This window comes from Scytonema sp. UIC 10036 (genome assembly GCF_009725235.1).
In genome coordinates, this window is sequence record NZ_WJFC01000170.1 from 1 (window position 1) to 7,500 (window position 7,500).

Consider the following 7,500-nt stretch of genomic DNA (forward strand, 5'->3'; position numbering starts at 1 on the left):
AACTAAACAAATTGAAGAGCAAAAAAAGCATATTACAAATGAATATTTAAAAACATTCAAAAATTATTGTGACTCTATCGAAAGTAGTACTAATGATTTTTTTCAAGTGATAATTGAAAGCTTAGATTTAATCTCAAACCAACTAATTCAAACTGAAGAGAAGTTAGATAGCGAAGTGAGGGTTCTTAATCATGCTTATGCTACAAGAATTGTTGATTGGTATCTAGAAAAACGCCAGCCATTAACTGAAGAAAATATTAACATAACTATAAATAAGGTTGAACGAAACTTTGGATATAATATCGCTATTCAAACCCAATCTAAATTACCTACTAATGAATCACGATTAAAGAAATTAAAGAAAATCCTTCAAGAAGATGTTTGTTTTATTGAGTTTGTTAGGAGATGAATAGTATGAAAAACAATAACAAGACAATTCAAATAGCAGCAATTGGAAAAAAATTTGATGATAGCCTGGAAAATTTTGAGAACCTTCTCGCACAGGAAACAACAAATGAAATAGAGACTATCCGTAGAAGGCTCAATGAGGAATTGGAAGAACATCGTAAGCGTGGTTTTCTCACAGTTGCTTTTATAGGGCAATATAGTGCAGGAAAATCAACTATTATTTCTGCGCTTACAGGGCGAAATGATATCTATATTGATTCAGATATAGCTACTGATAAAACTACCCATTACGACTGGAATGGCATCAAATTGATTGATACACCAGGACTTTGGACAGGTCACGAAGACCATGATGAAATTACCTATGATGCTATGGAAAAAGCTGATTTATTAGTTTTCTGTCTTACTCATTCACTGTTTGATTCATTGATATTAGATAACTTCAAAAAACTGGCATATAAAAATGCTTACGCTCATAAAATGATGCTAGTTATAAATAAAATGTCACAAGAAGCAGGAGAAGAACAGCAAAAAATTGCTAGTTATCGTGACAGTCTAGAAAAATCTCTAGAACCACATAAATTAGAAGAATTTCCTATCTGCTTTATTGATGCTAAAGATTATTATGAAGGTATAGAAGATAATGATGATTATTTGATTGAAGCCAGTCGGTTTCAAACTTTCATAGATGAACTTAATAACTTTGTAAAAAACCGTGCTGGTCTTGCTCGTTTAGATACTCCTATCCGGATAACTTCAAAATGGGTTGATGAAGCTAAGTTAAAATTTGCTCGTAGTTCTCCTGAAGATAAAGCTTTCTTTGAAATTTTGACACGTTTATCTTGTATAGTTGAGCAAAATCGACAGCGATTACGAACCAACATTAAATGTGTAGTATCGAAAACAGCAAAAGATATCGTTAAAGAGGGTAATACCCTAGCCAACACATTAGATATTGGTAACGAGACAGAATTTAAACAACAAGAAGAGCTAACGATAAATAATTTAAAGCTTATTGATAAACAAGCGCAAGAAAGTATAGTAGATATTTTCAAGAAGGCTGCTATAAAACTACAGAATGATATTCAAGAACTACATCAAAATAGTCTACTTCAAGAGCTAGTTTCATTAGATGATAAGAAGGTATCTCAACAGATAAATAGTAAAATAATCCAGACTAAAATTAGCTTTGGTACTAAATTAAACGATCTTATTAACTCTTCTCAAAAGTTAACTCCTTTATTTGCTTCTTCTAGTATAGCTTTCATTGCATTAGGTCAGTCTGCCATAAATAAGGAAACATGGGATAAAATGCATAATGCTCACCAAGTTTTAAAAGCTTTAAAAAATGCTTCATTAAATGTATTACAAGCTCAAGAACCATCAGTCCATGCAGAAGCCCTTAATGCGTTTCATGATGCACAGCAACATTACTATGATTCTGTACCTATCATCCTGCATCCTGAGAACGTTGAAGGTAGTTTGTTGCATCAAACTGTAGAACAAATTGGACATTGGGGAGATAGCTTAGGTATACATTTTGACCTTGTAGATTCGGTTGGTCTTACTACATTTCTTGGTAATCTTGGTCATATACTAGGACCTATATTAGGATCTATGGCTGTTTACTCAGAATTAGAAAAGATGAACAAAGAGTCTGAACAAGAAAGAAAAGTTTCAAACGAACGTGAAAAAATTAGGCAAAAATTTAGAGAAGCAGCTAAAAAATTTGAGTTAGAAATTGAGAATAAAAGGCAAGGATTTGAAGCTAATGTCTATGACGAAATCGAGAATCAGATTCAAACAGTTCGCACACAAGGAGAAGAAGAGATAGCAACTTCAAATGCTTGGATGAAGAAACTCATTGAAATTCGTTCTGATTTCGATGAGCTTGTCTGTAAAATCATGAACATGATAAACCCAGAATTGGGTAACTTCCTAACTTAGGCATCTATCTAGTGCAGTACGGAGAGCGAAAAATTTTGGGTTCTTACGCAATTTTGGTGAACGCATGTCAAACGGTTATGCATTAGTCTCCATCACCGAAGCAACGATCTGCAAATTGAAATGATAGATAATTACTTAAGCATTTCAGCCGCATCTGCCAATATAGAATCTCTCAAAGTTATATGTCAGGGTCAAGCAACAGATTTGCAACCAGGTGCCTCGTTAACAGTTAATCTGGCACATCCTTACTAAATCATACATCACAAAACCCCCACCCTACCTCAAGCAGAAAGAGTGGGGGATAGGAAAGGTGCAAAAAATCACCTTTGTACTTTTGCTTTCTGCAAATCAGAGTTTTTATCACCAGAATCTGTTTCACCTTTGCCCTTAGGAATTAGCATTTCCAGTCCACGGGCTATCAGTGGCAAAAATCCTATAACTAAAGCCACACCCATAACGTTAAACAACAATTGTGCATTGGCAATTTGACGGGCAATATCATCTCCTGCACCAGCTAAGGTAGATACCCATTTAGCAAGCCCCGCCAATTGAGCAGCAAATAAAACGCCCACACTAGCAGAAATAATGTTGAAAAGCAAATGAAAAACTCCTGTTCGCACGGCTGGGCGTTCGCGCCCTATCGTAGCTACTAAGGTATCCGCACAGGTACCAACTTCAGCACCAAGTACTAAGGCGACACCCGCAGGTAATGAAACTAATCCCTGACTAGCCAAGGTAACAACGATCGCAACAGTGGCAGAAGAGGATTGAACTAATACTGTAAATAGTGCTCCTACCAAAGCACCCAAGAATGTGTTTTCACCCAAGGTTGTCATCAAATTGAGAAACGGCTTGTAGTTTTTAAATGGTTCCATCGAATCTTCAATTTGGTCAAGACCAAAAAACAGCAAGCCAATCCCTAATGTAACTGTCCCGATTTGCTTCCAACGATCTGTCTTACCCAAGAGCAACAGCAAAAAGCCAATAAACATTGCTATTGGTGCATACTGATTAATCTCAAAAGCAACAATTTGTGCTCCGATAGTCGTGCCTATATTTGAACCTAAAACCACACCTAGAGACTGGACAAAAGTTAGTAATCCGGCACTTACCATTGCAATTACGATGATAATTGTCACACTAGATGAATCCAAAGCTGTTGTCGCCACTGTGCCAGTCATCACTCCTGCAAAGCGGTTGGTAGTGAATTTACTCAGGATACTCTTCATGCGATCGCCTGCTAGAGCTTCCAATCCTTCCGCCATCCTGGTTACACCATACAAAAACAGAACTAAACCTGCTAGCGCACCCGTAGTGATTTTAAAAACATCTATCTGACTTTCTTTTTCTCCTTTATCTCCTTCACTTTTAGGCTGATTATTTTTGCCTTTTTCTTCTCCAGAAGATGCAGGATTTTGCGCCTCGTTATTGTTCTGTTGCTGCGTTTCTTGAGCTTGTACACTCATCGATTGAGTGTTAAAAACATTCAAATGTTTTCCTACAATAGCAGGACTAACAAGCAAAACTAAAACCAGAATATTCAAACTGAGAAATTTGAGGAGTTTTTTCTTGGAATTATTTGAAAACAACGCTTTTTCCTCCATTCCAATCTACAACTTTTTCTGTAAACACAAATCTTATAACTTCTTTTTAAATGGAGCACGAGAGAAAATGAGCCATCCCGAATATGAATACCTAAGCTTGCACTAAAAAATTGCACTACAGGAATCCGGTTTGATTCTTGCTATGTATACTGAGACTCAATTGCTTGCTAAATAGGACTTGCATTTTGGTTTTTTTCAGAAATGAAATAGGAATCTTATATATATCGTGTCTTGCATTACACATTGCTGAAACTAGCAAGACTCTATCTTACAGAAATTTTCTAATTTTGCAGGATAGGTGTCTTGCTAGCTCGTTTAATGATTGCAAGAAAATAAATTATGAAAAGTTTGGACAATGCTAAGTTACGAGATAGCATCTTTCGTTTTCATAAAAATCGTTAAGTTTGTTCGTATGGGTAGATACTTCAAATTTTGTAGTTCTTCTCCTTTAATGGTTTACACCCTAAGAAGGAACTTTATAGCTAAGTTAGTTATTTTTTTGTTTTTTCATAATAAATTAATCTGTTTTTAACTTACTCTTAAACCAATGAGAAATACACTCAACCAAGTCAGACAACGATTTCAGATTCAAGCTATCAGCCTCTTTCTCGTTCAATTTTTATGTATGTTAAGAAATCTGTGGCAACTCGTCCGGAAGTTCAAGCTTTCACAAACTTCTATGTCTCTCCAGAAAATGCAAATCTCATGCTACAAGTTGGTTATATTCCGTTACCCAATATCACTTTTCGAGCAATACGTTCTCGATTCAACCAAGGTGTCAGTGGTTCTGTGTTTGGAGGTAGCGGTTCTGTTATTGGTGTAAGTCAGAAAGGAATTTAACAGAAGGAACGGTAGATTGATGCAGAATTAACCGATTGCTATCGGGGTCATAAGCATATATTTCTCTCCCATGGGATGCTGTTTTTATCTCTCCTTTTGGAGGATAACCTAATGCTGTTAGATGTGCGATCGCACTCTCCAAGTCTCGCACCTCCAAACACAAGCTCATTTTACTGTTCTCTGAGTTTTCAAATTCAGAAGCCTGCAAATTTTTTGGTTTAAAAATACCTAATTTCAATCCCTGAAGTTGAAATTCAGCATAAACATTTGGAATGATACTTGTTGGTTCTATTCCTAAAAATTTAGTATAGAACTTGACGAGATTTTCAAGCTCAATAGTTGCCAAAGTAACAAATGCGTCAGTAAATTGAATGGCCTTCATTGTATCTTTTCTAACCCAGCATATACATTGAACTTTTCGCCTCGCAAAAATCCGATTAAAGCGATTCCAAATTCCTTTGCTATTGACACAGCCAAGCTGCTAGGCGCAGAAACAGAACAGACAATAGGAACTCCAGCAGCTGCGGACTTTTGCAAAATTTCAAAACTAGAGCGTCCGCTTACCATGACAATACGATCGTTCAAAGGCAATTGCCCATTAAGTAAGGCTGAACCTATTAACTTGTCTAATGCATTGTGGCGTCCGACATCTTCATGTATGGTTAGCAGTTGTCCTTGAGTATCGAACAAAGCAGCTGCATGCAAACCGCCTGTTGCATCAAATACGCTTTGGGCTGCTCTCAGTTTATTTGGTAATGTGTAAATAATGTCAGGTGTAACCGTTAGTCCTGCGGGAATAGGCGGGTAATTTCTCAAGTGCAAGGCTTCAAGACTAGCCTTACCGCAAACTCCACAAGCACTCGTTGTATAAAAATGTCTTTGTAGCGGCTGTAGATCGGGATTTAGTCCTTCGCGAAGGGTAATGTTGACAATGTTGTAGCGTTGTTCTCCATCGACTAAGTTATCGACGCAGTAGCTTATGCGTTGGATATCTTCTCTACAGCTAATGACTCCCTCGCTGTAAAGAAACCCAGCAGCTAGTTCAAAATCTGCTCCAGGTGTTCGCATTGTTACTGCAACTGTTTGACGTGGAAATGCAAGGCGAATTTCCAAAGGTTCTTCGGTTGCAAGTTGATCGGAACGCGATCGCACTTTACCGTTTTCTATGAGCCAAACAGTGGCTTTGGTTTTGCTTCGACTTGGCATTATTTATAAACTGTACTGGGAAATAAACTGTTGGGTAACACTGCGTAAATGTTCATCTAGATGATTGAACGCCCATTCAGAGATTTCTTTTGGTACGCCACCATAAAAAGCTTGGGCAATACCACCTGTAATGCAAGCAATGGTATCACTGTCACCACCAATAGAGATAGCATTACGGATAGCATCCTCAAAATCAGTAGATTCTAAAAAGGCGATGATGGCTTGGGGAACAGAACCTTGACAAGAAACATCAAATCGGTAATTCGGTCTTAGTTGGTCAAGAGTTTGACCAAGATCGTACTCAAAATGAGATTCTATGTAAGACTTGATAGAGCTTTTATCATAACCCATCCTGGCTTGAAAGATAGCAACCGCAGTTGCTTGAGCACCTTTAATACCTTCTGGATGGTTGTGGGTTACCTCTGCACTATGCTGTGCTTCTTGTAAGACAGTATCTAGATCGTTAAAAGCAAATCCAATAGAACTGACTCGCATTGCCGAACCGTTACCCCAACTGTTGTAGGGTTCTCTGCTACTCGATCCCGCCCACATTTTAAAGGTTCCTCCGTAGCCCGCCAAGGGATAGCGACGGTAGTAAGATTTAAATTTATCGATGTATTTGCTACTGCCAACTGATAAATCCTCATTCAAGATAGTATCAGCAACTGCAACTGTCAGCACAGTATCATCCGTAAAACGGCACTCACTTTTAAACAGAGGAAAATCTTTCGTTTTGATATTGTTCGCTTCATAAACTGAGCCAATGATATCACCCGCGATCGCACCCAGCATTTTACTCATTCCATAACCTTTCAATATATCTTTAGATAGATTGATTATCTTTTCAATATGTCTGAGGTTAGATATGTAAATCCAATCACGGTATCTGTATAACCTCTAATTGAGTAATCTCCATTATGGAATGAAACCATGCTATAGAATTAGTTGAGATAACTACATTATATCTGGTGGGTACTTAGAGGGATGTTTTGAAAAGGGTCACGATTAATGTATCAAATATTTTTACCCCACCCGCTAACCCTCCCGAGGATTGGGGAGGGAACACGGATTTTTCTTTTCGCCCCTTCACGCCGTGGGGCACTAAGGGGGGTAATCATGATGATTAAAAGACAACCAACCACTTTTCAACAACCTCTTAGCATTTATGACATCAGAACGCAGTACTGGAAAATTTTCAAACCTTGTAGATAGTTGCTTTATTAATAACTAATTATCTGAAGTTGAGATCAAAAGCAGTTTTCAGCCACCGTTGAATTTCCCCGCTCTCCCGAAACCCTGAATTCTCATTATATCAACTATCATTCAATTGAGGAATTAACGTATCAAGAAATCATGAAACCGGGAAGTGTTATTCAAATGCAAGCTCCCAAAAAGATGGGTAAAACTTCCCTCACGCTCCGCCTTATGAATTCTGCTCAACATCTGGGCTATAAGACTGTATATATAAATTTTGAACAGGCAGAAGAAGCTCTCA

The 7,500-nt window shown here is 37.6% G+C and carries 8 protein-coding genes and 1 pseudogene (1 of these 9 only partly in view); 5 read left to right on the plus strand and 4 right to left on the minus strand.

Features of this window, described 5'->3' with window-relative positions; all coding sequences use genetic code 11:
• The 3 genes and pseudogenes from F7734_RS61265 to F7734_RS65740 all read left to right on the plus strand — a co-directional run.
• Positions 1-409 (plus strand): annotated as a pseudogene (locus tag F7734_RS61265) (GTPase); the annotation flags it as partial.
• 5 nt (positions 410-414) lie between these two features.
• Positions 415-2,355 (plus strand): GTPase, encoded by a 1,941-nt coding sequence (locus F7734_RS46160; protein ID WP_166482568.1) that lies wholly within the window; start codon positions 415-417, stop codon positions 2,353-2,355.
• 120 nt (positions 2,356-2,475) lie between these two features.
• Positions 2,476-2,607 carry a hypothetical protein gene (locus F7734_RS65740; protein WP_279239833.1) on the plus strand — a complete coding sequence of 44 codons (132 nt, stop codon included), beginning with the start codon at positions 2,476-2,478 and terminating at the stop codon, positions 2,605-2,607.
• A 68-nt stretch (positions 2,608-2,675) separates the two neighbouring features.
• Here the strand turns inward: F7734_RS65740 and F7734_RS46165 are convergent, their stop codons facing one another.
• On the minus strand, positions 2,676-3,944 hold the full coding sequence (locus F7734_RS46165; RefSeq protein WP_243147441.1) for a Na/Pi symporter: 1,269 nt from the start codon (positions 3,942-3,944) through the stop codon (positions 2,676-2,678).
• Between the two features lie 636 nt (positions 3,945-4,580).
• Here F7734_RS46165 and F7734_RS46170 point away from each other — a divergent pair.
• Positions 4,581-4,799: a hypothetical protein gene (locus tag F7734_RS46170; protein ID WP_207714367.1), complete on the plus strand. Its 219-nt coding sequence runs from the start codon at positions 4,581-4,583 to the stop codon at positions 4,797-4,799.
• Here the strand turns inward: F7734_RS46170 and F7734_RS46175 are convergent.
• Genes F7734_RS46175 through F7734_RS46185 form a run of 3 tightly spaced genes read right to left on the minus strand, consistent with a single transcriptional unit; the run spans position 4,771 to position 6,797 of the window.
• Positions 4,771-5,181, minus strand: coding sequence for a VOC family protein (locus F7734_RS46175; RefSeq protein ID WP_207714368.1), 411 nt, complete (start codon positions 5,179-5,181; stop codon positions 4,771-4,773). The two genes, F7734_RS46170 and F7734_RS46175, sit on opposite strands and share 29 nt — an antisense overlap.
• On the minus strand, positions 5,178-6,005 hold the full coding sequence (fdhD, locus tag F7734_RS46180) for a formate dehydrogenase accessory sulfurtransferase FdhD (RefSeq protein ID WP_155751058.1): 828 nt from the start codon (positions 6,003-6,005) through the stop codon (positions 5,178-5,180). Before fdhD ends, F7734_RS46175 begins: the two co-directional genes overlap by 4 nt.
• A 3-nt stretch (positions 6,006-6,008) precedes the next feature.
• On the minus strand, positions 6,009-6,797 hold the full coding sequence (locus F7734_RS46185; protein WP_155751073.1) for an ADP-ribosylglycohydrolase family protein: 789 nt from the start codon (positions 6,795-6,797) through the stop codon (positions 6,009-6,011).
• Positions 6,798-7,301: 504 nt separating this feature from the next.
• On the opposite strand from F7734_RS46185, the gene F7734_RS46190 reads away from it, so the two are divergent.
• On the plus strand, positions 7,302-7,500 hold the 5' portion of the coding sequence (locus F7734_RS46190) for an AAA-like domain-containing protein (protein WP_155751059.1). Its footprint extends 53 nt past the window's final position; the window shows 199 of its 252 coding nt (coding positions 1-199); its start codon is at positions 7,302-7,304; the stop codon falls past the right edge of the window.